The sequence below is a fragment of the Neisseria sp. HMSC15G01 genome, from assembly GCF_001808255.1.
In the GTDB taxonomy this organism is placed as follows: Bacteria; Pseudomonadota; Gammaproteobacteria; order Burkholderiales; family Neisseriaceae; genus Neisseria; species Neisseria subflava_A.
The window spans coordinates 190,423-216,741 of sequence record NZ_KV792669.1; the positions used below are offsets into that span (position 1 = coordinate 190,423).

The 26,319-nt window shown below is 52.3% G+C and carries 23 protein-coding genes and 3 tRNA genes; 11 read left to right on the top strand and 15 right to left on the bottom strand.

Annotated elements, in window-relative coordinates:
* The first annotated feature begins 578 nt into the window (after positions 1-578).
* On the top strand, positions 579-1,373 hold the full coding sequence (locus HMPREF3139_RS03600; protein WP_070460568.1) for a 3'-5' exonuclease: 795 nt from the start codon (positions 579-581) through the stop codon (positions 1,371-1,373).
* 84 nt (positions 1,374-1,457) lie between these two features.
* Here HMPREF3139_RS03600 and prmC read toward each other — a convergent pair whose 3' ends face one another.
* The 9 genes from prmC to HMPREF3139_RS03645 all read right to left on the bottom strand — a co-directional run bounded on the left by prmC (position 1,458) and on the right by HMPREF3139_RS03645 (position 8,421).
* On the bottom strand, positions 1,458-2,270 hold the full coding sequence (gene prmC, locus HMPREF3139_RS03605) for a peptide chain release factor N(5)-glutamine methyltransferase (protein ID WP_070460570.1): 813 nt from the start codon (positions 2,268-2,270) through the stop codon (positions 1,458-1,460).
* Entirely contained in the window at positions 2,260-2,721 is a 462-nt protein-coding gene (locus HMPREF3139_RS03610; protein WP_070460571.1) for a hypothetical protein, read from the bottom strand. Before HMPREF3139_RS03610 ends, prmC begins: the two co-directional genes overlap by 11 nt.
* 52 nt (positions 2,722-2,773) lie before the next feature.
* The gene (gene tldD / locus HMPREF3139_RS03615; protein WP_070460573.1) at positions 2,774-4,216 is read right to left on the bottom strand and encodes a metalloprotease TldD; all 1,443 of its coding nucleotides are present in this window, start codon (positions 4,214-4,216) and stop codon (positions 2,774-2,776) included.
* Between the two features lie 557 nt (positions 4,217-4,773).
* Positions 4,774-5,616, bottom strand: coding sequence for a cell division protein (locus tag HMPREF3139_RS03620; protein ID WP_070460574.1), 843 nt, complete (start codon positions 5,614-5,616; stop codon positions 4,774-4,776).
* Between the two features lie 15 nt (positions 5,617-5,631).
* Entirely contained in the window at positions 5,632-7,392 is a 1,761-nt protein-coding gene (locus HMPREF3139_RS03625; protein WP_070460576.1) for a bifunctional biotin--[acetyl-CoA-carboxylase] ligase/type III pantothenate kinase, read from the bottom strand.
* Positions 7,389-7,895 (bottom strand): D-glycero-beta-D-manno-heptose 1-phosphate adenylyltransferase, encoded by a 507-nt coding sequence (gene rfaE2 / locus HMPREF3139_RS03630; RefSeq protein WP_141743130.1) that lies wholly within the window; start codon positions 7,893-7,895, stop codon positions 7,389-7,391. Before rfaE2 ends, HMPREF3139_RS03625 begins: the two co-directional genes overlap by 4 nt.
* Positions 7,896-8,154: 259 nt before the next feature.
* Positions 8,155-8,230: transfer RNA gene (locus tag HMPREF3139_RS03635), tRNA-His, on the bottom strand.
* Positions 8,231-8,239: 9 nt separating this feature from the next.
* Positions 8,240-8,316, bottom strand: a tRNA-Arg gene (locus HMPREF3139_RS03640).
* A 27-nt stretch (positions 8,317-8,343) separates the two neighbouring features.
* Positions 8,344-8,421, bottom strand: a tRNA-Pro gene (locus HMPREF3139_RS03645).
* Positions 8,422-8,622: 201 nt separating this feature from the next.
* Between HMPREF3139_RS03645 and folD the strand changes: the two genes are divergently transcribed.
* The 10 genes from folD to aroG all read left to right on the top strand — a co-directional run bounded on the left by folD (position 8,623) and on the right by aroG (position 18,355).
* The gene (gene folD / locus HMPREF3139_RS03650; protein ID WP_070460580.1) at positions 8,623-9,474 is read left to right on the top strand and encodes a bifunctional methylenetetrahydrofolate dehydrogenase/methenyltetrahydrofolate cyclohydrolase FolD; all 852 of its coding nucleotides are present in this window, start codon (positions 8,623-8,625) and stop codon (positions 9,472-9,474) included.
* Positions 9,475-9,559: 85 nt separating this feature from the next.
* The gene (locus HMPREF3139_RS03655; protein ID WP_070460582.1) at positions 9,560-10,633 is read left to right on the top strand and encodes an AI-2E family transporter; all 1,074 of its coding nucleotides are present in this window, start codon (positions 9,560-9,562) and stop codon (positions 10,631-10,633) included.
* A 129-nt stretch (positions 10,634-10,762) separates the two neighbouring features.
* Positions 10,763-12,004 carry an aromatic amino acid transporter gene (locus HMPREF3139_RS03660; RefSeq protein WP_070460584.1) on the top strand — a complete coding sequence of 414 codons (1,242 nt, stop codon included), beginning with the start codon at positions 10,763-10,765 and terminating at the stop codon, positions 12,002-12,004.
* Between the two features lie 93 nt (positions 12,005-12,097).
* Entirely contained in the window at positions 12,098-12,550 is a 453-nt protein-coding gene (locus HMPREF3139_RS03665; protein ID WP_070460586.1) for a DUF7832 domain-containing protein, read from the top strand.
* 11 nt (positions 12,551-12,561) lie between these two features.
* Positions 12,562-13,140: a D-glycero-beta-D-manno-heptose 1,7-bisphosphate 7-phosphatase gene (gmhB, locus tag HMPREF3139_RS03670; RefSeq protein WP_039862535.1), complete on the top strand. Its 579-nt coding sequence runs from the start codon at positions 12,562-12,564 to the stop codon at positions 13,138-13,140.
* Positions 13,141-13,211: 71 nt separating this feature from the next.
* A complete protein-coding gene (locus tag HMPREF3139_RS03675) occupies positions 13,212-13,943 on the top strand; it encodes a lysophospholipid acyltransferase family protein (RefSeq protein WP_070460589.1) in 732 nt (243 codons plus the stop codon).
* Between the two features lie 49 nt (positions 13,944-13,992).
* The gene (locus HMPREF3139_RS03680) at positions 13,993-14,688 is read left to right on the top strand and encodes a M48 family metallopeptidase (protein WP_070460591.1); all 696 of its coding nucleotides are present in this window, start codon (positions 13,993-13,995) and stop codon (positions 14,686-14,688) included.
* Between the two features lie 172 nt (positions 14,689-14,860).
* A complete protein-coding gene (locus HMPREF3139_RS03685) occupies positions 14,861-15,232 on the top strand; it encodes a hypothetical protein (protein ID WP_070460593.1) in 372 nt (123 codons plus the stop codon).
* Positions 15,233-15,388: 156 nt separating this feature from the next.
* Positions 15,389-16,864 carry a surface lipoprotein assembly modifier gene (locus tag HMPREF3139_RS03690; protein ID WP_070460640.1) on the top strand — a complete coding sequence of 492 codons (1,476 nt, stop codon included), beginning with the start codon at positions 15,389-15,391 and terminating at the stop codon, positions 16,862-16,864.
* Positions 16,865-17,311: 447 nt separating this feature from the next.
* Positions 17,312-18,355 (top strand): 3-deoxy-7-phosphoheptulonate synthase AroG, encoded by a 1,044-nt coding sequence (aroG, locus tag HMPREF3139_RS03695; protein ID WP_070460595.1) that lies wholly within the window; start codon positions 17,312-17,314, stop codon positions 18,353-18,355.
* A gap of 158 nt (positions 18,356-18,513) precedes the next feature.
* Here aroG and HMPREF3139_RS03700 read toward each other — a convergent pair whose 3' ends face one another.
* The 6 genes from HMPREF3139_RS03700 to HMPREF3139_RS03725 all read right to left on the bottom strand — a co-directional run bounded on the left by HMPREF3139_RS03700 (position 18,514) and on the right by HMPREF3139_RS03725 (position 26,235).
* Positions 18,514-19,131, bottom strand: a complete 618-nt coding sequence (locus tag HMPREF3139_RS03700; protein ID WP_070460597.1) for an NAD(P)H-binding protein — start codon at positions 19,129-19,131, stop codon at positions 18,514-18,516.
* A gap of 92 nt (positions 19,132-19,223) precedes the next feature.
* On the bottom strand, positions 19,224-21,044 hold the full coding sequence (gene hutW / locus HMPREF3139_RS03705; RefSeq protein WP_070460599.1) for a heme anaerobic degradation radical SAM methyltransferase ChuW/HutW: 1,821 nt from the start codon (positions 21,042-21,044) through the stop codon (positions 19,224-19,226).
* Between the two features lie 274 nt (positions 21,045-21,318).
* The gene (locus tag HMPREF3139_RS03710; protein ID WP_070460601.1) at positions 21,319-22,044 is read right to left on the bottom strand and encodes an ABC transporter ATP-binding protein; all 726 of its coding nucleotides are present in this window, start codon (positions 22,042-22,044) and stop codon (positions 21,319-21,321) included.
* Between the two features lie 46 nt (positions 22,045-22,090).
* Positions 22,091-23,032, bottom strand: coding sequence for a FecCD family ABC transporter permease (locus HMPREF3139_RS03715; RefSeq protein ID WP_070460603.1), 942 nt, complete (start codon positions 23,030-23,032; stop codon positions 22,091-22,093).
* A gap of 140 nt (positions 23,033-23,172) precedes the next feature.
* A complete protein-coding gene (locus HMPREF3139_RS03720; protein WP_070460606.1) occupies positions 23,173-23,964 on the bottom strand; it encodes a heme/hemin ABC transporter substrate-binding protein in 792 nt (263 codons plus the stop codon).
* 72 nt (positions 23,965-24,036) lie between these two features.
* Complete coding sequence (locus tag HMPREF3139_RS03725; protein WP_070460608.1) at positions 24,037-26,235, bottom strand: TonB-dependent hemoglobin/transferrin/lactoferrin family receptor; 2,199 nt, start codon at positions 26,233-26,235, stop codon at positions 24,037-24,039.
* Between the last annotated feature and the right edge of the window lie 84 nt (positions 26,236-26,319).

Consider the following 26,319-nt stretch of genomic DNA (forward strand, 5'->3'; position numbering starts at 1 on the left):
ACGAAAAACGTCCAGTTTAATACACTTTTTCATTTATATATTAAATTTAATTTATTTTAAAAACAATATGTTACAAAATAGTTCATCTGAAAAAATACATTTTAATCATCCAAAATATGAAATAAAATTAAATTATAATTTAAAAAAATAAAATAAATATCTAACTTTTGAATAATTATGAAATATAATTGCAAAAATATGACAAAATCTGAAATTTATACCGAAACAAGTCTTCAGAAAAAAATACTTGGCAAACTGTAAAAATTCGCGTAAATTTCACTACATTAAATTACAAAATGTTCAAACGGCCTCGCCGGTTTTAGATACTTTTGTAAACAGTTTTCTGATATTGCAAGAAATTGCGGTATTTTAGAGGATTTCGGTGCAATGCCCGAAATGAAAGTTTACTGATGCAGAGTTGAGCTGCATCTGTAAAGCCGCAGGTGAAAGCCTGTATTGTTTGTGAAGCGTAAATCTCTGATTTGAGGTATTGGGGCAATCCTGTGGGGGATTGCCTCTTTTTTTATCTGCGCCGTCATGCCACAATGACATCATCCCTTATCCAACCCGATCACGCCATGACTCCGATACTCGCCTTCGACATTGAAACCATTCCCGACGTACACGGCATCCGCCAGCTTTACGATTTGCCAGCCGATTTGCCCGACAACGAAGTCGTCCTGTTTGCCCAGCAGCAACGCCGTGCCAAAACCGGCAGCGACTTTATGCAACACCATCTGCACCAAGTCGTCGCCATCTCCTGCTGTATGCGCTGGGGGCAAGACAAAATCCGCGTCAGTACCATCGGCGATCCCGAAGACAGCGAAGAAGTCATGATTGCCAAGTTCTTCGAGGTCATCGAAAACTATACGCCGCAACTTGTCAGCTGGAACGGCGGCGGTTTCGATCTGCCCGTCCTCCACTACCGCGCCCTGATACACGGCATCAGCGCCGCCCGCTATTGGGACATGGGCGACGGCGATTTTGGCGACAGCCGCGACTTTAAGTGGAACAACTACATCAGCCGCTACCACACCCGCCATTGCGACCTGATGGATTTGCTCGCCCTCTACCAACCGCGTGCCAGCGTGCCTTTGGACGATATGGCCAAACTCTGCGGCTTCCCCGGCAAACTGGGTATGGACGGCAGCAAAGTTTGGGACGCTTATCATGCAGGCCGTCTGAAAGACATCCGCGATTATTGTGAAACCGATGCCGCCAATACCTACCTGATGTACATGCGCTTTCGCATGATGAGCGGCGCGCTCGATGCCGACGAATACGAAGTCGAAATTAAACGCATCAAACATTATCTGGCCGCACAAGCCGAAGAAAAACAACATTGGGCGGAGTTCGTCGCTGCTTGGCGTTAAACCAGGCCGTCTGAACAGACAAACCAGAAAACCAAAAGGGCGTGATCGACACGCCCTTTTTTATATTTCGACAAATCATGCCCATTAAGCAGGCAAACGCCCCAGCGTTACCCTATCCAATCCAGCCAAATCCTGTTCGGTTGCCACTTCGGCAAAACCGTTCTCAAGCATAATGTTCCGCACTGCTTCGCCTTGGTCGTAGCCGTGTTCAAACAGCAGCCAGCCGTTGGCTTTCAAGTATTTGGGGGCTTCTTGGGTAATGTGGCGGATATGGCTGAGGCCGTCTGAAAAGTCGGTCAACGCATTTTGCGGTTCAAACCTCAAATCGCCTTGCGACAAATGTTCATCGCCGTCCTCGATGTACGGCGGATTGGAAACAATCACATCGTATCGGCCTTCAGACGGCCTGTCGGTATCAAACCACGAACCCTGCGCAAACTCGACTTTTGCGCCCAATTCGGCCGCATTTTGACGGGCAGTATCCAAAGCACCAACGCTGATGTCGGATGCGCGAACATCAGCATCAACGCGTTCAAGCGCGACGGTCACGGCAATGGCGCCGCTGCCCGTCCCCAAGTCCCACACACGGCCTTGCGGCGGCAAGCGTTTGAGCACGGCTTCCACCAAATGCTCGGTTTCAGGGCGTGGAATCAGCACATGGGGATTGACGGCAAAACGTCTCCCGTAAAACTCGCGTTCGCCCAACAGATAGGCCATCGGCTCGCCTTTCAGACGGCGTTGAGCCAAAGCCTCCAAGGTTTGCAGGGCAGAGTCTGCCAAATCGTCCGTACCGCGTGTAACCAGTTGCGCGCGCGTGTAACCCAGTGCATATTGCAACAACATCCGCGCTTCATTTTTGGGCAGCGCCGATTGGCGCAGCCATTCATCAAGCGTCATTTTTCGTCCCATCTGCCAGCATTGTTGCTTTTCTTTCCTTATTCTTTCCGGCAAACGTGCCGATGGTGGCAACCGCAAATGCGGCATACCACAAATAAAATCCTGCACCGTAGCGCACAATATCCGATGTATTCCCTGCTTCATCAACGTGTACGGCTTTCACACTGAAAGCCACCAGCGCCAAGCCCCAAAGTGCCGCATGGACAGGCACGACCTTCTTCCGCAACGCCAACAAAACAATGGCCGCCAACCAAACATAATTAGCATAGGCCGCACAATATCTGATGTCCAAAGAAGCAAATATCGACCCCAAAATCAAAACGGTCAAACCCTTCATGCTTTCATGATTGCCCAAATAAAATGCAACATTGGACAAAGACGCGATCCACAGGGCAACCGACACCAGCAACATCACTATGAGAAAACTTGATTTCCGATTCTGTTCCTGCATGGTTTTATCCTAATGTAAAAGGCCGTCTGAAACCTTTCAGACGGCCTGCCGTTTAAATTTCGCTACCGCCGACGGTCAGTCCGGCATCAATCCTCAGGGTCGGTTGTCCGACGCCGACAGGAACACTCTGCCCTTCTTTGCCGCAGACGCCGATACCGCTGTCGAGCGCAGTGTCGTTGCCTATCATGGAAACATGTTTCAGCACTTCGGGGCCGTTGCCGATGATGGTCGCGCCTTTGACAGGATATTGCAGCTTGCCGCCTTCCACCCACCACGCTTCGGATGCGCTGAACACGAACTTGCCGCTGGTAATGTCCACTTGTCCGCCGCCGAAATTGACGGCATAAATGCCCTTGTCGATGGACGCGATGATTTCTTCCGGCTCATAGCCGCCGTTTTCCATAAAGGTATTGGTCATGCGCGGCATAGGCGCAGAAGCGTAACTTTCGCGGCGACCGTTGCCGGTCGATTGCGTACCCATCAAGCGGGCGTTGGTTTCGTCCTGCATATAGCCGACCAAAATACCGTCTTCAATCAATACGGTGCGGCGGGTTTCGTTGCCTTCGTCGTCGATATTGAGCGAACCGCGTCTGTCGGCAATATCGCCTTGATCCACAACGGTCACGCCTTTGGCGGCCACGCGCTCGCCGATTCTGCCGGAGAAAACGCTGGTTTCTTTGCGGTTGAAATCGCCTTCCAAACCATGTCCGACCGCTTCGTGCAGCAACACGCCCGGCCAGCCGTTGCCCAAAACGACGGTCATCTCGCCGGCAGGCGCAGGACGGGATTCGAGATTGGTCAGGGCTTGTTTGACGGCGGAATCGACAAACCGATGCACCAAGTTTTCATCGAAATACGCCAAATCATAACGTCCGCCACCACCCGCGCTGCCCTGCTCGCGACGCTCGCCTTGCTTGGCAATGACGGTTACGTTCATGCGTACCATCGGGCGGATGTCGGCAGCGTGTTTGCCGTCCAGACGGGCGATGTACACCATGTCGTATTCGCAGGTCAAACCGGCCATCACTTGCACGATACGCGGATCGGCGGCTTTGGCCAGCGTTTCAACTTTGTTCAACAGCGCGACTTTGGCAGCGGAATCAAGGCTGGCAATAGGGTCAATCGCCATGTGGACAGGCTTGCCGTAGGCAGGTGTCGGCACTTTGACGCTGGCCTCGTTGCCGGCCGCACCAATCACGCGCACGGCTTTGGCAGAGCGGTTGATCGAATCGATACACAGGCTGTCGGCGTAGGCAAAAGCGGTTTTATCGCCCGAAACGGCACGCACGCCCACGCCCTGATCAATTTGGAAGCTGCCCGATTTGACGATGCCTTCTTCCAAATGCCAACTTTCATAGGCAGTGCGCTGACAATAGATGTCGGCATAATCGACATGGTTGGCGCCGATAATGCTCAGGCTTTGGGCGAGCAAATCGGGGGAAAGATGGTTGGCTTCGAGCAAATCTCGCTGTACGGCGGCGTAGGTTTGTTGCATGATTTTTCAGACGGCCCGACAAGCAGGCAAAGTTAATTTGGTCTTGATTATACGGTATTTTATATGGCTTTGGATATGTTGATTGCTTGGGTTTATGAGTGATTGAAACAAATCAAAAGGCCGTCTGAAATATAGGGTTGAAATGTTTGCCTTACCCTATTTCAATCGGCCTGTTCGTTTGACGTTTAGACGGCCTTTTCAATCATGGCAAAGCCGATACCGCAATTTAATTTCCATAAAAAACAAAATATTACAGCAAAACCCCTTATTTTTTCAATTTTGCTATTGATAATAGTTATTATTAGCGTATAATCAAAACCACTCGGAAGACGTCCTAATCCGAGCCATTAAACAACAGATTTTATCCCCCTCTTCCCCATTATCTCTTGATACTCGGAGTGCGCATATACGAAACATACCTGTTCCCCTTTATATCAGATACTCAAAACCGAAAAACATGAAACCCACTGCCGATACAGTGGGTTTCGTGTTTTGTGGCGTTCGGTTTATCAGGTTTGGCACTGCTGTTCAGGCCGTCTGAAACCGAATAAATCTGATTATCGGCAGGTTTTCATGTTCAATTTGCCATAACGGCCGACAATGTTTCTGATGTCTTGGGCATCGCGCTCGTCGACCGCCATAAAGACCACGGTCATGCGCGCCACGCTCAAACCGGTATCGGGTGCGCTTCTGTCTTCCTGTTCGACAATGCGCGCGCCGCCGAAACCTGCGCTGGACAAGCGTGAAATCAATACTTGGGCGGAAGAACGGCTGCGTGTTACGTCAATGCTGATTTCGCCGTTGTGAATGCTGCCGCTAAAGCCGCGGCTGCCCAAGGCATCCAGCTGGGCGGAAGTGTCGCCGTCGGCAGGTAAGACCACGCGGAAGGTTTTGGAAGCAGTCTCGCCACCGGATGCGCCGTTGCGTTTTTCGATACTGCGGCTGGCCGCATGAGGCCATTTGCCCAACAAGCCTTTGATGCGGTGGTAATCGTCTTCATCCATCACCACGGTGGCGCTGCTGGTACACAAGCGTTCCACGCCGGCCGCGTCCATCTCTTCTTCGGCGGCGCGGCGTTCTTGCGCCTCTTTCTCGCGGCGCATTTTTTCTTTTTTCTCTTTCAACTGCTGCGCTTCTTGCTTTTTACGCAAGGCTTCCGCTTCTTCGGATTCAGGTTCGGCCATAATCAGGCCGTCTGATTCGACCACCACCCAATCGGGTTGCGATGCCTGCCGAGGCTCGGCTTTGGGCGCGTCCAAAGAAGACGGGCGCAATAATTCGTGCGTGCCGCCTTCCAAGGCAGATTCGGGTTTGGTGGTTTTATGTTGTGTCCGATAGGCAACCATGCTGCCAAAAACAATGATGTTGAGTGCGACCAAGACCGCAAACAGCCATTTCATGATGCGTTTTCCTTTTTATTGTCCGTTGCGATGGGCAATCCAATGCAAGAGCCCGTGAATCACGAGATTATCGACGATTTTCACTTGATTGTCATGAACAAATGCCTCGGGCAAGGCCTGCACGACTCTGGCCGCGCCGCCGCCCGTGATAATAATATCGACCGGTTTGCCCCCGCCCGTTTTGTCTTTCAGACGGCCATGCATCATCATCAGCGCACCGCAAACGGCATCCATCATGCCGCTGGCAATGGCGTTCGGCGTTGTGGTTGGGAACGGATATACCTTGCCGATGGGGCGGTTGAGGTTGGCGGTTTTGAGCGCCATCGCCTCTTTCATCAAGTGGAAACCGGGCATGATGGTGCCGCCGAGATAATGATTGTCTTCCGTCAGCGCGTCGGTGGTTACGGCGGTGCCGCAGCTGACGACGACGCAGGCGTTTTGCGTAAAGCGGCGGCTGCCCAGCGCATTAAACCAGCGGTCGGAACCATGTTCTTCGGGGCGGCGGTAATGGTTGCGGATGCCCAAAGCCTGCGGCATGGAAGACAGCCATTCGACCGGACGGGTCAATTGTTCTTCCACCATCGCTTTTTTGACCGAACCGCACACGGCACAACCGACAATCTTCACATCGTCATCGGCAAATTGCAGCCATTCTTCGCCCAACTGGGTCAAATCACGATATGGCGCACGGCCGACTTCGGAAAATGTGCCGTTCTCTACCCACGCCCATTTCAACTGACTGTTGCCGCCATCCAGCAGCAAAAAGCGTTCCGGTTTCGCAGCGGCAGGTTGTGCCGGGCGGTTATCCGGACGCAAACTGATCTCGCCGCTGACGATGGTTTTCTCGCCATTATCGGTCAACAAACGCAACGCGCCTTGCGCATCCACGCCTTTGACCACACCTTCGTGAACAATGCGCCCCTCCTGAAGCAGTAATACCGGCCTGTCCGTGTCGCGGTTAGCGGCATCGTATTCGCCTACACATGACGCAAATCCGTTTTGCGCGTATTCGTTCAACAGCGCATCGAGTTGCGCCAACACCGCATTCAATAAGGCTTCGACGCTTACGCCCTGCTTAGAGGCCGTCTGAAACAGGGCCTGCACGGAAGTAGCGTTTTCCACTTCTTTCGGCAATACAAAATTAATGCCGATGCCGATGACGGCGACGGTTTTATTCTCCACCCGCGTTGTTTCAATCAACACGCCGGCCAATTTATCGTTGGCCACGACCAAATCGTTCGGCCACTTGATATTCACGTCCAAACCGATATCGGCAAACGCGCGGCGGCAAGCCAATGCCACCACCAACGCCAGCGAACCCAGTTCATACTGCGGCTTGTCAAATGCCCAGCCCAAGCTAAACATCAAACATTCGCCCTGTCGGTTGACCCAGCTTCGCCCTTGCCGTCCGCGTCCTTTGGTTTGGAAATGCGCCACGCACAAGGCCTTATGCGCCAAATCTGCCGACTGGCGCGCCAATGCCATGATTTCATCATTGCTGGACGAACATTCGTGTTTCAACTGCGCACGAAAACCCTGTTTTCCGGCCATTTGTTGCAGAGACTCCTCGGCAAACACAGCCAAAGGACGCACCAAGCGCCATTGCCCGTCATGCTGGCGCAGCAAACCGCGGATATGGCCCGGCATCTGCTGCCAGAATCCGTTTAATTGTTGCGGCTTCATCCCGACCAATCGCGCCAACTGAGAAACGTGTTGCGGCAGGCCGTCTGAAAGCGCGGCGAGCAAGGCCCAATGGCGGCTGTTTAAATCCGTCATTCGCCTCCTCCGGCTTCGCGGATTTTCGCCAACGTTTTGGTGGTCGAAGTCTGGTGTAAAAACGGAATCGAAAATACTTTGCCACCACGCGCAAACGTCTCGGCCGCACCGACAATCTTATCCACAGACCAATCGCCACCTTTAATCAACACATCGGGTTTGACCATTTCAATCAGCGCGGCCGGCGTATCGTCATCAAACCATGTGACCAAATCCACACTCTCCAATGCCGCTGCCACTGCCGCGCGGTTTTCCAAAGGATTAATCGGACGGTCGTCACCTTTGCCCTGACGGCGCACCGAAGCATCGGTATTCAACGCCAATACCAAAGCCGCACCGGCCGATCGCGCCTGCGCCAGATACGTTACATGGCCCCGGTGGAGAATATCGAAACAGCCGTTGGTAAACACCAGCGGACGGGGCAATGCCGCCAAACGCTCCGCCAGCTTTTCAGGCGGACAGATTTTGGATTCAAATTCTGGAGCTGACCATTCGGACATGATGGGGTTCCTTTGGGAATGAAACAGAAAATAATCGGGGTATTATAAAGGATAACGGCGAAACGCCATAAAAAGATACCGAACGGTATAATATTCGGGCTTGACTGCGTATTCATTGATATTTGATAACACAGCAAACGCCATTTTTGCCGATGCCATGATGAAACGGTTTGATAAATACTTTTTTGAAACCCAATTAAATCTGAAGTAAAATTCGGGTATAAACGGAAAAAAGCCTGCATACAATATGCAGGCTTTCATCTGGGGTGGCTGATGGGGCTCGAACCCACGACAACTGGAATCACAATCCAGGGCTCTACCAACTGAGCTACAGCCACCGTAAAAATTGGCACGCCCGACAGGAATCGAACCTGTAACCCCCGACTTAGAAGGTCGGTGCTCTATCCGGTTGAGCTACGGGCGCTCATGCCGATTCGTGCTAAGAATTTTGTGGTCGGGGCGGTGGGATTCGAACTCACGACCCTCTGCTCCCAAAGCAGATGCGCTAACCGGGCTGCGCTACGCCCCGACTGAAGACCTGAACTATACAGACCCTTTTCAAACCGGTCAACACCTACTTTGCTTTATTTTTTCATTTTTTGATTATCTTATTATTTTTAATCGTTATTTATTTTTATGCTTCACAATCATGGCTACTCTTTTGTGTCAGGCCGTCTGAAAAATGCGATAATTTAAACGCAATATTTATCCCTATTGAGGAGGAAAAATCATGGCTGCACAACTTATAGACGGAAAAAAAATCTCCCAGCAACGCATCGAGGCGGTCGCGCAGGCGGTAAAAGCGCGTCAGGAAAAAGGTTTGCACACGCCTTGCTTGGCGGTGGTATTGGTTGGCGACGACCCTGCCAGCGCGGTTTATGTACGCAATAAAAAACTGGCCTGCCAAAAAAGCGGCATCGAATCACGTTCTTATGAGCTGCCGTCTGAAACCACGCAAGACGATTTGCTGAAACTGGTGGACGAATTAAACGGCGACCCTGCCGTCGACGGTATTTTGGTGCAACTGCCGCTACCGGCACACATCGACAGCCAAGCGGTTTTGGAGCGTATCGAGCCGCATAAAGATGTGGACGGCTTCCACCCTTACAACGTCGGCCGCCTGGTCGTCAAAATGCCGCTGATGCGCCCTTGCACACCCAAAGGCGTGATGACTTTGTTGGAAGCCTACGGCATCGACCCGAAAGGCAAAAAAGCGGTCGTCGTCGGCGCGTCCAATATTGTCGGCCGTCCGCAGGCGTTGGAATTGCTGCTGTCCCGCGCGACGGTAACCATTTGCCACAGCGCCACGCAAAACCTTGCCGATGAAGTTGCCGCCGCAGATATTTTGGTGGTCGGCGTAGGCATTCCGAATTTCGTTAAAGGCGAATGGGTCAAACCCGGCGCAGTCGTTATCGATGTGGGCATCAACCGCTTGGACGACGGCAGCCTGTGCGGCGATGTGGAGTTTGATGTCGCCAAAGAACGTGCATCCATGATTACGCCCGTTCCCGGCGGCGTCGGCCCGATGACGATTGCCACTTTGTTGGAAAACACGCTACACGCAGCCTCATTGCACGATTAATCGCTGTCATTAATTTAGGCCGTCTGAACATGGTTTTTCAGACGGCCTGACCTGTTTTTTTTGCTTTTTACCTTATTGGCTTCACATGTCCTTACTCTCTTCACATACCGACAACCCGACTTTCCGCAACGCTTCCTATATCCTGATGGGTTTGGCCTTGCTGATTGTCTTGCACTACCATTTTCTGCCGCTGCTGCTGTCGGTTATCCTGACCTATATCTTTATTACACGCACCAACGGCGTGATCCTCAAACTCCGCCGCCGTATTTTGCCGCGCAACACGCGGCTGCATAAATCGCTCAACGCGCACAATATCAACCTAATTTCCACCATGCTGACGCTGGCCATCGTGTTCAGCATCATTGCAATGATGTCTTTGGGCATTTACCACCTGATACACGGCGGCCATGTCGGTTTTATGCTGGCCAAGCTGGCGGCGATTTTGGAAGACACCAAAAACAGCCAAGACCTGCCTGCGGCCATTCTCAATATGCTGCCCAACAATATGGCCGAAATCAAAGCCTCGGCAATCAAGCTGATTGAAGAATACCGTGCCGCTCTGACCCGTATCAGTAAAAACAGCATCACGTCCTTCGTATACATCCTCATCGGCATCATCATCGGCGCCATGCTCAGCTTCCACCGCCTGGAAATGCGCAAAAACCGCCACAAAATGCCGCTGTTTAAAGCCGAATTGGTGCACCGCATCGTCAATTTTGAAACCAGTTTTGAACGCGTGTTCCTCGCCCAAGTCAAAATCTCACTGATCGACACCTTCCTGACCGGCCTGTACCTTTACTTGGTTTTGCCGCTGTTCGGCGTTGACCTGCCGTTTAAAATGACCGTCCTGATCGTCGCCTTTATCGTTGGCCTAATTCCGGTGGCAGGCAACCTGATTTCCAACACCATCATCATTATTTTGAGCCTCGGCGCATCGCTTTACGTCGCACTCTCCTCGCTGGTTTTCCTTGTTGTCATCCATAAGCTCGAATATTTCCTCAACGCTAAAATCATCGGCTCGGAAATCGAATCCAGCGCGTGGGAATTGCTGGTGGCAATGGTCGTCTTTGAACGCATTTTCGGCATCGGCGGCATCATCGTCGCGCCGGTTTATTACGCCTATTTGAAAAACGAATTGAAACTGCGAAAATTGATTTAATCAGTTGCATTTATACACATCAAAGGCCGTCTGAAAACGACAATCGGGTTTTCAGACGGCCTTTGCTTTACCTTTTCTTACACTTTACGGCATAATGGCAACCACGCATTTCTAGAAGAAAGATAAACAATGTCAACCAAAACCCCTTCCCTATTCGGCGGCGCGATGATTATCGCCGGTACGGTTATCGGCGCAGGCATGCTTGCCAACCCGACCGCCACCTCCGGCGTATGGTTTACCGGCTCGCTGGCCGTGTTGCTGTACACCTGGTTTTCCATGCTCTCCAGCGGCCTGATGATTTTGGAAGTCAACACCCATTATCCGCACGGTGCCAGCTTCGACACCATGGTTAAAGACCTGCTCGGCCCGGCTTGGAACGTCATCAACGGCATTGCCGTCGCTTTCGTTTTATACCTGCTCACCTACGCCTACATCTTCGTCGGCGGCGACCTGACCGCCAAAGGCATCGGCAGCGCGGCAGGCGGCGAAATCTCGCTCACCGTCGGCCAACTCGTCTTCTTCGGCATTCTCGCCTTTTGCGTTTGGGCATCCGCACGCTTGGTTGACCGCTTTACCAGTATCCTCATCGGCGGCATGGTACTCACCTTCATCTGGGCAACCGGCGGCCTGATTGCCGATGCCAAAATGCCTGTCCTGTTCGACACCCAAGCCCCTTCCGGCACCAGCTACTGGATTTATGTTGCCACCGCCCTGCCCGTCTGCCTTGCCTCATTCGGCTTCCACGGCAACGTTTCCAGCCTGCTCAAATACTTTAAAGGCGACGCGCCCAAAGTGGCCAAATCCCTGTGGTCGGGTACGCTGATTGCCTTGGTGATTTACGTCCTCTGGCAAATCGCCATCCAAGGCAACCTGCCGCGCAGCGAGTTTGCACCGGTTATCGCCGCCGAAGGCCAAGTTTCCGTCCTGATCGAAACGCTGTCCAAGTTCGCCCAAACCGGCAATATGGACAAAGTGTTGACCCTGTTCTCCTACATGGCGATTGCAACGTCCTTCCTCGGCGTAACGCTCGGCCTGTTCGACTACATCGCCGACATCTTCAAATGGAACGACAGCATCTCCGGCCGCACCAAAACCGCCGCGCTGACCTTCCTGCCGCCTTTGATTTCCTGCCTGCTCTTCCCTACCGGCTTCGTTACCGCCATCGGCTACGTCGGTCTGGCCGCAACCATCTGGACAGGCATCATCCCCGCCATGCTGCTCTACCGCTCGCGACATAAATTCGGCGTCGGCAAAAACTACAAAGTTTACGGCGGATTCTGGCTGATGGTTTGGGTCTTCCTCTTCGGCATCATCAACATTGCCGCCCAAATATTAAGCCAAATGGAGCTCGTTCCCGTATTTAAAGGTTAAATTCCCTTAAGGCCGTCTGAAACACCCTCTTTCAGACGGCCTAATTCATTATTTTCCGCTACAATACCCCCTTTCCCCCAACGAACACCGTCCATGTACGACAATATCCGTTTCCATCTCGACGAAGACTACCCCGACCAGCTCCCGCCCGAAAACGCCGCCACCCACATCGGCATGTACTGGCAATGGGCGGCGCAGGCAGGCCTCGTCAACCCCGTCTGGCAAACCGCCCTCGAAACCGCGGCCGACTTCGCGGCCATGACCTCGGGCAAAATCAGCGGACGGCACTTCCTGCTCAAACACATGGACGGCGCACTGACGGCGGACGACTTTACCGAACTCGGCCAACGGTTTACCGAGTTCTACTACACCGACGAAGAAGACGGCTACGGCGCATTTATGGAAGACTACGTCCTCGCCCTCGACACATCCTCGCTCGGCGGCTTCTACCACGTCAAAAACACCCTGGAAACCTTCGCCAAACTGACACCCGTTTTTCAGACGGCCTTTGAAAAATGGAAAAGCAGTTTGAAAGCAGAAAAATAAGAGCCCACACCATGAAACTCATCATCCTCGACCGCGACGGCGTCATCAACCAAGACCGCGACGATTTCGTCAAATCCGTTGACGAATGGATTCCCATCGAAGGCAGCATGGATGCCATCGCCTTTTTAACGCAGGCTGGCTACACCATCGCCGTGGCCACCAACCAATCCGGTATCGGCCGCAAATACTTTACCGTGCAAGACCTAACCGAAATGCACGCGAAAATGCACCGCCTTGCCGTTCAAGCAGGCGGCACCATCGACGGCATTTGGTTTTGCCCGCACACTGCTGCCGACAACTGCGAATGCCGCAAACCCAAGCCCGGCATGATTATCGACATCATCGAACGCTTCAAGGCCAATGCCGCCGAAACCTGGCTGGTCGGAGACAGCCTGCGCGACCTGCAAGCCATTGATGCCGCAGGCGGCAAATCCGCGCTCGTCCTGACCGGCAAAGGCAAAAAAACGCTGGCCAAACACGAGCAAGACCTGCCCGAACACACCCAAGTCTTCGACAACCTGCTGGCTTTTTCGCAATACATCATGCGTGAAAACACACAAATCGAAGAAGCCGCGCAAGCTATCCTATAAACGACAAGGCCGTCTGAAACCAGCCGACAACGGTGTTCAGACGGCCTTCAAACGACAGACTTTTCCCCGATATGCTGATTATCCGCAACCTGATTTACTGGTTCATCCTTTCCTCTAGCATTATTTTGCTGTTCCCCTTTATGCTGCTCGCCCTGCCCTTCCAAGGCGGCGCGCACAAAATGGCGCAAGTTTGGGTGCGTATCCTCAACTGGTCGCTCAAGCACATCATCGGCTTAAACTACACCTTAAGCGGCGCGGAAAACATTCCCGACCACCCCGCCATCATTTGCTCCAAACACCAAAGCGGCTGGGAAACCCTCGCCCTACAAGAGATTTTTCCGCCTCAAGTCTATGTTGCCAAACGCGAACTTTTCAAAATCCCTTTCTTCGGCTGGGGCTTGAAGCTGGTCAAAACCATCGGCATCGACCGCAGCAACAGCCGCGAAGCCAACAAACAACTCTTAGAACAAGGCCTTGCGCGTAAAAACGAAGGCTATTGGATTACCATTTTCCCCGAAGGCACACGCCTGCCGCCTGGTGAAAAAGGCCGCTACAAGCTCGGCGGCGCGCGCATGGCAAAAATGTTTGAGATGGACATCGTCCCCGTTGCGCTCAACAGCGGCGAGTTTTGGCCGCGCAACTCCTTCCTCAAATACCCCGGTACGGTCAGCGTCATCATCGGCAAACCCATTGCCCACAACAACGGCAATGAAGCCGAACTCATGGCCCAATGCGAGCAATGGATTGAAAGCCAGCAGCCCCTGATTACCGGACAAGGCCCGTTCGCCCCCAAAACCAAATAAATCATTCCATCGGGTGGGCCGCTATGCCCTCCCTTTTCACTCAAACACCATGCCCCGCCTCCATACCCATACCCTTTCAGACGGCCTCACCATTCATATCCAGCTCAAACGCAGCGCCAAGAAAAACCTCATCTTGCGCCCCGTTTCCGCCGATACCGTCAGCATCAATATCCCTCCGTTTGTTACCCAGCACACCTTTACCCAATGGCTGAACGACAACGAAGCCATCCTGCGCCGTACCTTAAACAAAGCACCGGCCCGACAAACACCCACCGACACGCTTCCCGAATGGATTTGGTATCAAGGCGTTCAGACGGCCTTGTCCGTCCATGCAGCAAACCACATCCAAATCAGGCCGTCTGAAATCCTGTTGCCCGAAAAAGAAAACGCCGCCCAACTCACCCATTTGCGCCGTTTCCTACACGAGCGTGCGCACGAATATCTGCTGCCACGCCTCGAAGGCCATACCCGAACCACCCGCCTGACTCCGAGCGCCATTTCCCTTTCCAACGCCAAAACTTTCTGGGGCGTTTGCCGCCACACCACCGGCATCCGCCTCAACTGGCGGCTCATCGGTGCGCCCGAATATGTCGCCGACTACGTCTGCCTGCACGAACTCGCCCACCTGCGCCATCCCGACCACAGCCCTGCGTTTTGGGCTCTGACACACTCGCTCACGCCGCATGTCGACCAAGCCGAACAATGGCTGAAGGCGCACGGCAGCGAATTGTTCCGTCTCGGCTAAGTCTTATCCGGCAGCATTTTTCTGCAAGCAAACACCAGCCCAAAGCAAAGAATCAACGCCCTCCAAACAAATCATGTAGCCGCACGTAAAATCAGGTTTATCCGCTTGCCGCCACTCATACCTACCGATAAGATGATGCCATTCTCAAAACCCTTTTCAGAAAGGAAAACCGATGACCAAAGCAAAATCGTTACTGGCCACCGGCATTTTGGCTCTTTTCTCCGCCACGGCATTCGCCTCCCCGCTGCCTTCCGAAATCTACCGTCCGGCAGGCGCGCACACCATCAAAGCCGATCATCAAGGCGACGGCGAATTTGAATACGAAGCCGAACTTTCCGGCCAACGCAATTCCATTCCTTCCTTGGCCAAAAAAGTGATCGCCCACGCGCGCAGCAAAGGTTTCCATGTGGTTGAGTCTGAAATCAAACACGACGATGCCGATCTGAAATTCAAACGCGGCAAACAAGAGCTGGACGTTTCCATCGAAGACAAAGGCCAAGGCCGTATCGAATACAAAGCCGATTTAGATTTGGACAAAAACTAAATCCGACTCGCAAACAAAGGCCGTCTGAAATCCCATCGGTTTTCAGACAGCCTTTTGTCATCTTTATCAGATATAATGGCACTCGGTTTGTAAAATTTCCGACTCAAAACATTGTACAATCTGCCCACTTATACCGATAACATCCCAAACATTGCCATGAAAAAACGTCTGCTCCTCCTCGCCATCCTTCCCCTTTCCCTTCACGCCGCCGATGTGCCGCCTGATGTGAAACCCGAGCTTCAAGTCAACACAGCCGAACCCCAACAACCCGAAACGCACAACATTCCTGCCGAGCAGACAAACAGGCCGTCTGAAAAAATCATCAACGTCGATGCCGATACCCTGCTTGCCAACACCGAATTACTGGCACGCGCCATGTATTCCGCCGTCGTCGCCCACAACATCCCCGGCATCAAAGCCGTTTTGCCCATTTACGAACAATGGCCAGAACACGACCGCGCCATGGCACGCTATGCCAAAGGTTTGCTTGCCCAATCCGAAGGACGCGCCGCCGAAGCCATCGGCCATTACCGCCGCTTTATCGCCGAGCAACCCGATGCCTCCGCCGTCCGCTGGCAGCTTGCGACCGCCTTGTTTGAAGACAAACAAAACGAAGCCGCAGCCGACCAGTTCGACAAACTACAAACCGAATCCCTCCCGCCTGCCTTGCAAGAACGCATCGAAACCTACCGCAAAGCCCTGCGCGAACGCGACTCATGGCAATTCAACGCCGGCCTGAACATCACGCGCGAACAAAACATCAACCAAGCCCCCGGCCAACGCCGTCTGGGCAACCACCTGAGCGATGAACAATGCCGCGCCGTGCGCCTTGCCTATCCCGACGACGACTGCTTCCGAGGCTGGACATTCCCCGAACCCATCGATGCCACTGCCATCCATTACCAAATCGGCGCAGAAAAAAAATGGTCGCTGCCCCGCGGCTTCTATGCCACGGCAGGCGCAGACCATTACGGCAAAATCTATCCCAAACACACCAACTACAACGACCTCACCACACGCTTTTCGGCAGGCATCGGCTATGCCGACCAGCGCAACGATATCGGCATTACCCCGTTCCACGAACGCCGCTTCTACGGCAACGACCCCTACACCTACACCAACGGCGCACGGCTCCACTACAACCATTGGTGGCAACCCAAGCTGCAAACCCTCAGCGCATTTGAAGCAGGCCGTCTGAAAAACGGCCGCCGCGAGCATTCCAACAACACCAGCCAACTGCTCAGCAACTCCATCGTGTACTACCGCAACGCGCGCCAATACTGGGTAGCCGGTATCGACCTCTACCGCGAACGCAACCGCGACGACAAAAGCGACAGCTTCAACCGCTACGCCCTGCGCACCACATGGGGACAAGAATGGCCCAAAGGCCTCTCCACCGTCCTACGCCTCAGCGCCGCCCAACGCCATTACCAAGCCCCCAGCTTCTTCAGCAACGAACAAAACCGCCGCGACAAAGAAGCCTCCGCCTCCCTGAGCGTATGGCATCGCGCCCTCCATTTCAAAGGCATCACCCCACGCCTGACCATTGCCCACAACAAAACATGGAGCAACGACAAGTTCTACGAATACGGCAAAACCAAAATGTTTGTCGAATTGAGCAAAACGTTCTGACAAGCAGAACCAATCTGTGAAGAAAGCAAGAATGCCTGTTCTGCATACTGATTTACAAGACAGATTCAAACTTTTACAGATACCGAATCAATAGATTTTTTAAGGCACAACGCCTTATTAAATTCATATTTATCAAATAGATAAAATCCAAGCCAATATCATTTTATCAACGTAACGTACAACACTACATAACGTTACAAAAAAATCAGGCCGTCTGAACATTTTCAGACGGCCTGTATTTTGATAAAAACTCAAAGCCCTTTATTATATAAATGAAATTTTTTATCAGCATTAAATATTAATTTTTACAAATAAACTGATTTTAAATTCCATAAAATAATTTAAATAAAGAAATTTTAGAATAAAATTGCTAAAACAAAAAATCAAGCCTTGTTTAATTCTGCTAAAACCTGTAACCTGTATCAAAAATAAACAAGAGAGTTCATCATGTCCCAACACCACCCTACCGACGATATTAAAATTAAAGAAGTCAAAGAGTTACTCCCTCCAATCGCGCATTTGTATGAGCTGCCTGTTACGCCTCAGGTTGCCAATTTGGTTTATAAAACACGTCATGAAATTGCAGATTTGGTTCACGGCCGCGACAACCGTTTGCTGGTCATCATCGGCCCATGCTCGATTCACGATACTAAGGCGGCGGTAGAATATGCGCAAAAATTGCTGACCTTGCGCAAAAAATATGAGAAAGAGTTGCTGATTGTGATGCGCGTGTATTTTGAAAAACCGCGTACAACCGTTGGCTGGAAAGGTTTGATTAACGATCCGCACTTGGACGGTACGTTTGACATCAACTACGGCCTGCGCCAAGCGCGTCAGTTGTTGCTGACTTTGAACGAAATGGGCATGCCTGCTTCGACTGAATTCTTGGACATGATTACGCCGCAATACTACGCCGACCTGATTTCTTGGGGCGCGATTGGTGCGCGTACGACTGAAAGCCAGGTACACCGCGAATTGGCCAGCGGCCTCTCCTGCCCTGTCGGTTTTAAAAACGGTACGGACGGCAATCTGAAAATCGCCATCGACGCCATCGGTGCCGCCAATCATCCGCACCACTTCCTGTCTGTAACCAAAGCCGGACATTCCGCGATTGTCCACACCAGCGGCAACCCTGATTGCCATGCGATTTTACGCGGCGGTAAAGAGCCTAATTACAGCGCGGAGCACGTTAAAGACGCGGTTGCGCAGCTTCAAAAAGCCGGCGTGAGCAGCAAACTGATGGTGGACTGCAGTCATGCCAACAGCCGTAAAGACTTCCGCAAACAAATGGATGTAGCTCGCGATGTTGCGGCGCAGCTGAAAGCCGGTGAAGAAAACATCATGGGCGTGATGGTGGAAAGCCACTTGGTTGAAGGCCGTCAAGACAAGCCTGAAGTTTATGGTCAAAGTATTACGGATGCCTGCATCGGTTGGGATACGACTGAAGAATTGCTGGCCCTGCTTGCTGAAGCGAAAGGTTACCAAGCTTAAGTGCTAAACCATAAAAAAAGACCGGATATGTTCCGGTCTTTTTTGTGTCTGTTATTTTGATTTCTTTGCTCATATTCAGAATAAAAACAGTATTTTAAGAAAAAATCAGGCCGTCTGAAACAATTAAAAGACAGTTTCAGACGGCCTACTCAATCCGGTTATGCCGCACCAACGCTATACGTTTCGCCCTTGCTGTCCGCTTGGCCGACAATGGCAGCAACGGCAGCGGCCAAGCCGTTGCGCGTCATGTATTTTTGCGGAATTTCTTGGGCATTTTGTGTCAAGGTATAGGCATTATCTTCGCCATCGGCAAGGCCGCAGGGGCGCAGGATAGTCCAATTCAAACCGCTTTGTTTGAGATAGATTTCGGCTTCCGTTTTGGCACGGACGGCTTCGCCGAGTGCCTGTTTGAACGGCTCGCTCATCATGTCCCATTGTTCACCGCAGCCCATGCTGGTAATCAGTACAAAGCGGGCTTGCGGATTGACGGCTTTCGTAACGGCAATAATGTTGATATTGCCCAGCGCATCGCTGCGGATGCCCTCTTCGTTTTTGCCTCCGACAAAACTGATCACGGTATCGGGACGGTATTGTGCCAACGCTTTATCGAGCGCATCGGCATCAAGCGCATCGGCGACGACGGTTTGAATATTGTGTTCGGTAAAAAAGCTGTCTTCAGACGGCCTTCTCAATACGGCGACGGTATCGGCTGAGTCAGTCAATGTGCGGATATAGGCTCGGCCAGACGGGCCGTTGGCTCCGAAGATGAGTTGCATGTTTGGGGTTCCTTTGTATGGTAGATGTTTATTGTTAGAAAATCCGCTCCTCTATGCAACAAGGAACGGATTTTCAGGCCGTCTGAAACCGTTTAAGCGGCATCAAACAGTTTGCGCATGGCTTCGATTTGATGTTGTTTCAACTCGCCTGCTTCATCGCGGCCGACGAAAATTTTAAACATGGCGCCGCCGTTGCGGTTGATAAAGTTGAGCGAGCAAGTGGCTTTACCCATAAACGGGCGTTCCAAAAGGTAGATGGAGGCGCAGTTTTCATAGTAGATGTGGCCGTGTACGCCACCGTCGGTTTCGGGATGGTCAAAGTTGTAGAAACCGCGGCCGACTTTGCCGTTAGGCAGTTTGCCGCTGACTTCGACGATGGCATCGGGGGTGTGGGCGATGAAGGTAACGGATTCATCCCATGCTGCGATGGCTTGGAGAATTTCGACAATGCGGCTGCCTTCGGTTTGGCGCACGTTCTCTTCAGGCAGGCAGTGGATAACGTCTTCAAAACTGCATTGGTTTTGCGCTGCCAGCATTTCCAGTACTTGGCCGGGATTTTTTTCCAATGATTGACGCAACATGGTTTGTTGTTCGGCTGAAAGTTTTTGCATGGTTTGATCCTTTTCTTGAGTTGGAAGAGTGAGCATGAGTTTGCGGATAAGGGTGGGCGACCAATAACGGCCACTGGTATTCAAACGGATAATGCCGTCTGAATCAGGTTCTTTAAAAAGCTGCATTTCCTGCCATTGGGCAATCAGCTTTTGCGCTGCTTTGTTGCCGTCAAACAATAATGGATTCAGACGGCCTGTTTCAATATCGTGCTGAACTTTGCTGAGCAGTGCTTTATTTGGACTATGGCCGCTCATAAACGCGATGTTTTTCTCGCCTTTCGGCGTAGCAAGATAACTCTCCAAATCGCCCTGCACCTGATAGCTGAAACCGCCGAAGTTACCGCCTGCGCCGGAGCCGAACGCCAAACAGGGAATGTCGGATTTGATCAGGGTATTGTAGCGGTTGCGCTCGCCGCGGCCGGGATAGGCGAAGTGGCTGTTGCTGACCTGTTCCCAGCCTTTTTCCAGCAGTGTTTCAACCGTGTAGGCATATTGGTCTGCCTGAATATCAAAGCCCGGCGGTGTCGGAAATGCGCCTTTTTCAATCATGCGATTGATGGGCAGCATGGGATAAAGATTGAACGCATACGTATCCAAACCGGACAGCGGCAGCTCGGTGGCGCGGGCGATATCGTTTTGCCAAACTTCATCGGTTTGATTGGGTAGGCCGAACATCAAATCGGCCACAATCACGGCATCGAGTTCGCACAATTTTGCCAAATATTCAAACGCCTCGTCGCCGCTGTGTTTGCGGCCGAGACGGCGGCGGATGGCGGTATTGAAGGTTTGCACGCCGATGGAAATGCGGTTGGCGCCTGCTTCGAGACAAGCCTGTGCTTTTTCCAAATCGAAATGGCTCATGCGCCCTTCGATAGTGAACTCGCAGTCTTCGGCAAGAGGCAAATATTGGTAGCAGGCACGAATCAGGCGGACAAGGTCTTCCGTAAGCAACGCGGTCGGCGTACCGCCCCCGAAATAAACGGCTCGGATTTTGCCCTTGCCTGTACGGACTTCGGCTTCAGCGGCCATTTCTTCGATAATTTTGTCGGTGTACACGCTGCTTTGGCTGTCCTTCCACGCATTACGGTAGAAGCCGCAAAAAACGCAATGGTTGGCGCAAAATGGAATATGCAGATAAGCAAGCGCGTCCACATCGGTAGCATGGGGAAGCTTTTTCTTCCAAATGTTCTGCCACTGGGGACGCGGCATTGGAACGCCGCCCCAAACGGGCATTAATGCCTGACGTTCGGGAAATGCCTTGGGTGCGGATTGTTTCGGAGTCCAAACAAGCTGCTGTACCATGATAATGATTAATAAAAGTTATCAATAATATTGTTATATTAAATAACTATCATCGTTTTCTTGTCAATATTTTTGTGTAATTAAAAATAAGTATTATTTTAATATATTGTATTCTATAAATAATTAAATGTATTTCTATTTGATGGAAATCGGCATGTTACTTGTGAAATGCGCAAAATCTGGTTCTTCAAGCCGGGGACATCGTCCCATCTCGTTTTATTTTTGAACGATAAAATAAATTTTCTTTATCGTTTTTCAGACGGCCTTTAGGCGCTCAGCTTCTGAAATAACACCCTGCTTCATCTTCGCAACGGCGTATCTGCCAACCGTAAACCGATTCAAGCAAGTCGGGGCGCATCACTTCGCCCACCTTGCCTGATGCAACTACTTTTCCCTTATTCATCAAGATAATATGTTCCGCATAACGCGCGGCGAGGTTTAAATCGTGCAATACCATCATTGATGAAGCACGGTTCGAATGCCCGACCAAATACTGCATCAGGCGATGTTGGTGGCGGATATCGAGATGGTTGCACGGTTCGTCCAAAAGCAAGACCGGCGCGTTTTGCAACAGGGCGCGGATGATGTTGGCGCGTTGCTGTTCGCCGCCTGAGAGCTTGCCGATGCGCTTATCCGCCAAGGCCGTCAAATCAAAATAATCGAGCAACTCGTCCGCCCATTCATGGTTCAGACGGCCTTTTTGTACGAATGACGCCAACGCAATGTATTCGCGTACGGTCATCGGCATGTTGTAACGGCCATGCTGCCCGACCCACGCCACCCTGCCCGCGCGGATTTGCGGCGCAACGGCCTCACCGAAAAGCGTGATTCCCCCCTGCCCTGTTTGCCCGATTAAGGCACGCAGTAAAGTAGATTTGCCCGCACCATTCGGGCCGATAATGACGGTCATGCCGTGAGGTATATCCAGTTGATCGATTTCAAGCAGGGTTTTGTCTTGGACGCGGACGGAAAGATTACAGATTTGAAATAAGGTGTGCATGGCAAAAGATATGGGGCAATGAAGTTTCAGACGGCCTGTTTAGGCATCAACGGCTTTTCAAAGGCTTGATAAACAAATACATAAAAAACGGTCCGCCCAATAAGGCAATCACGATACCGACCGGCAGATCGACAGGGTATGTTAGCCAGCGCGCCGCACCGTCCACCACCATCAAAAATACTGCGCCCAACCAAGCCGACAGCGCAATCAGTTTGCGGCGGCTGCCGCCGACGGTTTGCGCCAGCACATTGGGGATCATCATGCCGAGAAAACCGATGATGCCCGAAAGCGATACCGCCGCTCCCGTCATCAATGCCGCGCCGATTACGGTTTGCACACGCAATGCCCCAACTGATACCCCCATACTGGCAGCCGTGTCTTCCCCTGTCATCAAAACGTCCAGCCGCCTGCCTGCCGACAACAAAATCAGAAAACCGGGCAACATGACCGCAATTGCCGCAACAGGCGATGAGAAACCGGCTTCGGCAAGGCTGCCCGACAGCCATGTGGTCGCGCTGCGCAATACCAAATCGTCAGACAAAAACAAAATCATGCTGACCACCGCGCCCGAAAACGCACTCAACACAAAACCCAACACCAGCAATCCCAAAGTACCGCCGCCGAGCAGTTTGTGCACCGCCAAAATCAGCAGGCACACACCCAATGCACCGAGAAAAGCCGCCGCCGGTACACCCATCGCGCCACCGCCTAGAGCCAATAACACAATCACGCCCAAGGCCGCCCCGCCCGACGTCCCGATCAAACTCGGATCAGCCAGCGAGTTCTCAAATAAAGCCTGCAATGCCGCACCCGAAGCGGACAAACCGGCCCCGACCAAAAGCGCGGTATAGATGCGCGGTAAACGGATTTGGCGGACGGTTTCATCCATCGCCAGCGGCGACTCCCACGCGCCAAAACCGATGCCGCAGCACAAATAAACGGCGGCGGCAGTAAGCAGCAGGCAGAGGGTAAGGATATGCGGTTTCATGACATCATGCGGTTTAAGCGGATTGAGGAACGGTTTCAGACGGCATTTTTAAGACAGCCGTTTTACCTCCTCAACAAGAAGGAACAAATCAAGGCCGTCTGAAAACAAAAATCGGGCAAGGGTTTTCAAAACAGGCGCGTTTATTTCGCCAAACCGTGCAAACGCTGAATCACTTGCGGCGTATCCAGCCCGTAACGAAACATATCGTTGGCCTTCCACAAATAAATCTTGCCGTTTTTCGCGGCAGGCGAGCCGGCGATTTCGGGGCGTGCGGCAAAGGTTTTGACGTTGCCTATCATGGCGGTGTTGTGGTCGGCAATAATGATGATGTCGGGTTTGGCCGCAATCCATGCCTCACGCGTCATCGGTTTGAGGCCGTCAATGGCGGCTGCGGCATTGATACCGCCGGCGCGGCGGATAATTTCGTCGGCGGCAGTATTTTTGCCCGATACGATGCGCCCGTCGTAGCTGAAGAGGTAGCGTTTGCCGCTGGAAGGCTGTTGTTTCATATCCGCCTGCCACTTACTGGCCAACTTATCCGCCTGCGCGCTTTTGCCGATAAGCTGACCGATGTTGCGGATACTTTGCGGATAGGCGGCGATGCTGTCATCGGGCGCAACATTGACGGCTTTAATGCCTGCTTTTTGCAGGTGGGTAAAAATATCGGCAGGCTGCGCCATCCATGAACCGATGGCAATGTCGGGTTTGGCGGCCACAATCGGTTCAACCGTCAGGCGGCGATGAATGCCGATACTGGGCTTGTTTTTCAACGCCGGATTTTGAACAGTCTGATCGCGGCCGACGATTTCGTCCAATGCGCCGAGCGCGGCAACGATGTCTGCCGTATCGGGGGTCAACACGACGATGCGTTGCGCGTGTGCAGTGCCGGCCAATGAAATAAACGCGGAAAGCAGGAGGAGTTTGAGTTTCATTGTTTTTCCTTGTTGTATGCTTTCAGACGGCCTGATCGTTTTTCCAGGCCGTCTGAAAACGGTTGAATCACATTAGAACTTCAGTTGTACGGTCGCAGCGAAATTACGACCGGTTTCGGTGTACAAGTCCATCACACTGGTACGGCTCATGCCGGCAACGTCTGTGTGCTGCCAGTATTTTTTGTTGCCGACGTTGTAAATGTTTGCGCCGATTTCGAGGTTTTTAAACGGCTTGTACCATGCGCCGACATCCCATACGCCATAACCCGGCGCTTGAAAAACAGTGTCGCTGCTGACGCGGCTGTGTTTTTTCGACCAGCGCAGCTTGGTGCCGACACCCCATTTTTCCTGCGTGTAGTCCAAACCCAAAACGCCGTTGAGCGGATAAGCGGAATCCAACGGTTTGCCGTCCTGCTGCTCACCGCGCATCCAAGCGATGCTGCCGGAGACTTGCCAGCCCGGCAGGAATTTGTAGGCGGCAGAAGCTTCAGCACCGTAGGTTTTGACGTGATCAAGGTTTTGATATTGGTATTGGATAATCGGGCGTCTGCCAACGGTGGAGGTACCGATTTCAGTGCGGTTGATGAAGTTGCGGTAACGGTTGTAGAACGCGGTGACTTGCGCACGGGCGCGTTCGTTTTTAAATTTCATCCCCAATTCAAAGCTGTTGGAGCGTTCGGATTTGAGGTTGGCATTGGGAATGACGGCATAGCCGTAGGTCGTATTGGCAAACGCCATGGTCGCGCTGTCAAACGGAGGCGTGCGGAAGCCTTGGGAATAAGTGGCAAAACCGGTGAACTGCTCACCCATCGGCACGCTCAGGCGCAGGCTGGGTGTAAGCGCGGAATCGTTGAAGCGCGTCGCTGTTCCGCCGGGATTGGCGTTGAGATAGGCTTGGTCGGTCGACGTGTTCAGCTTGTCTTTTTCGTAACGCAAGGCCGGGGTCAGGACGATGCCGTTGCCGAAGGTCAGGCTGTCTTGTGCGTAAACGCTGAACGTTTTGCGTTTGCTGTCGGGGAAAGTTTTATTCGGATAGGTGCTGCCCGCATAGGTTTTGCTGACGGTGCCGGTCAGATTGTCCACTGTCAGGCTGTCGCGCGGACGGGCGGTCTCGGTGTGTTTGTATTCGGCGCCGGCAACGACGGTTTGTTTGACCGTGCCGTCAAATTCCCACACGCCGCGCCCGTTCAGTCCGCGTATGGTCTGATTGAAACCGTAGTCGGAATAACGGGTCGAGTTACCTAATTGGCGCGCGCCCATACGCGTAATGCTCGCATCGACGGCATCGTCTTCCGTACGCAGTTTTTGCTGATAGGCAGTCAGGTTGGCTTCTTTCAGACGGCCTTCGCCAGCGTAGCGGTAGCCCGCTTCGATACGTTGACGGCGGATACGGTCGCGAGCATTACTCTCGGATGTTGCGATGGTTACCGGCCCGCGCGATTGCGAACCCAAGCCGTTTGCCAATACGGTATCGTTGGCGTGGTAATACTGTTCGTACAAAGTTTCAAAGCGGTGGCGTTCGTTGCCGATATTACCTTTCGCCAAGACATTGTAGGCATTGTTTTTCTGAGGGTTGGTGGTAGTACGCGCAGTCGAGTAGCTGGTATCGCTGCCCATGTTTTCGGTTTCATGACCTTGACGGCGCGTCAGCATCAGCAGACCTTCAGCGTTTTCATGGAAACCTGCCACAGTCGCCGTCACGCCATGGCTGCGGTCGCGGCTGCGGTAGCCGTGTTTCAAACCGAAATGCCCGCGTTTGCCTTCATCGACGAAATCACTCGGAGAGAGCGTCACCATATTCACCACACCGCCGAGCGCGTCGCTACCGTACAGTGCGGAATAAGGGCCTTTGACAATATCGACCTGCTTAAGCGTGTCGCTTTCGACCATATCGCGTCCCGAAATCGCACCGTTGGAGCCACCGCCTGCATAAGATTCAGGAATGCGTACGCCGTCCACCATCATCAGAATGCGGTTGCCGTCTATGCCTCGGATATTGATACCAGCATGACCGCGGCGATTGTTGTCTGACGGCACGCTGACGCCGGATTCATACATCACGATATCGTCTAAATTCTGTGCCGAGGCTTGATTCAAGGTTTTGCGTCCGATAACCGACACATTCGGCGCGGCTTTATCCAAGGTTTGCGCATTGCGGTCGGCCGTAACCACCACAGGCTCTATTTCTGCCTGAGCCACCGGCATCTGAGCCGCATATAACTGTCCGGAAAAAACCGCCCCTATTACACAGGCAATCGCTTTCTTTTTCATTACATAACCTTACCATTTGAATAATAATGGTTTGCATTTATAAAACAAACAGACGGTTTTTGCAAGTTTAAGATATAAACAAAA